The organism is Micromonospora sp. ATLC16 (assembly GCF_057196645.1).
Genome location: NZ_JBXUOW010000160.1, coordinates 1 through 1,276, shown reverse-complemented (window position 1 = coordinate 1,276; position 1,276 = coordinate 1). Strand labels below are relative to the sequence as shown.

Genomic DNA, 1,276 nt, shown 5'->3' with positions numbered 1-1,276 from the left:
TGGTTCAGGTTGTCTTGGAGTGACACACCTTGATACCGGAACCCCGCCTCTCATTCCCTGATCAACACACCCCTTGACCAGCCACGCCCACGCCTAACTGAACGGCGTTGGTGCTAGTACGGCAGCCGCCGTTCGGGATCATGGTTGAAGTTCGAGGCTGAGGCGGCGTGTGTAGTGGGCTCGTCGGGCTCGGGCTTGATGCTGTCGCCGCCAGCCTGACCAGTGCAAACGGTGGGTGAGGTCGCTGATCGGGCGGATGATGCAGGTGTTGATCAGACGGCGGATCTCGTTGACGGTGAGTGTGATCAGTCCGGTGACGGTGGGCTCGTCGTGGGTGGCGTCGGCGGCGCAGATCGTCAGGACGGCGAGGGCTGCCAGGGCGAGGGTGGTGAAGCGGTGCCAGGAGTCCCAGCGGCGGACCTGGTGCTGGTCCAGGCCGACCTGGCCCTTGGCGGCCTGGAAGGCTTCTTCGACGGTCCAGCGGATCCCGGCGACCCGCACGAGCTGGGCGAGGGTGGCCGGTTGCGGGGCCCAGCAGCGGTAGAAGGCCAGCTCACCGGTGGTGGTGTTCTTTCTGATCAAGATGCTGTGTCGGCCTCCGTCGTCGGGGGTCGGCGTCGGTGCACACGTCATCGAGCCAGGCCCAGTCGTAGAAACGCGGCCCTTTCGACCCGGCGCCGGCACTGCGCCGCTGCCACGCCGAGGCGGGCAGGTCAGCGGCGATCCGGTCGGCGCGGATGCGGGTCTTGCCGCCGTCGATCGGCACCAGGTGGCTGCGGGACACCGCCAAGACGTAGCCCAGCTGGTGTTCGCGCAGTCCAGCGCGGAAGGCGGCGCTGTTGCCGTAAGCCTCGTCCGCGGCGGCCCACCCGGCCGGCACTCCGGCGTCGAGGGCCGCGGTGATCATCTCGGCGGCCAGCTCCGGCTTGGTGGCGAACTCGACCTCGTCGGGCACGCCGGCGGCTTGGCAGCGGTCCCGGTCGTCGGTCCACGAGGCCGGCAGATACACCCGCCGGTCGATCAACGTGTGCCCATCGACGCCGGCGTAGCCGAGGAATACCCCGACCTGGCTGTTCTCGATCCGCCCCGCGGTGCCGGTGTACTGGCGCTGCACCCCAACCGTGTGCACGCCCTTCTTCAGGTCACCGGTGTCGTCGACGACCAAGACCGCGTCCGGGGCGCCGAACCGGCCGGCGATCAACTGCCGCAGGTCATCACGGACGGCGTCGGCGTCCCACACCGCCCGGTACAACAACCGCTGCATCGCATCCGGCCG

General features: G+C 68.9%; 2 protein-coding genes. Both read right to left on the bottom strand.

Annotated elements, in window-relative coordinates; genetic code table 11:
* Nucleotides 1–138: 138 nt before the first annotated feature.
* Nucleotides 139–582 carry a hypothetical protein gene (locus tag AC2CHE_RS26845; protein WP_484507608.1) on the bottom strand — a complete coding sequence of 148 codons (444 nt, stop codon included), beginning with the start codon at nucleotides 580–582 and terminating at the stop codon, nucleotides 139–141.
* Nucleotides 554–1,276, bottom strand: a 723-nt coding sequence (locus AC2CHE_RS26840) for an IS701 family transposase (protein WP_484507607.1), incomplete at its 5' end; no start/stop codon positions are given. The genes AC2CHE_RS26845 and AC2CHE_RS26840, both read right to left, overlap by 29 nt.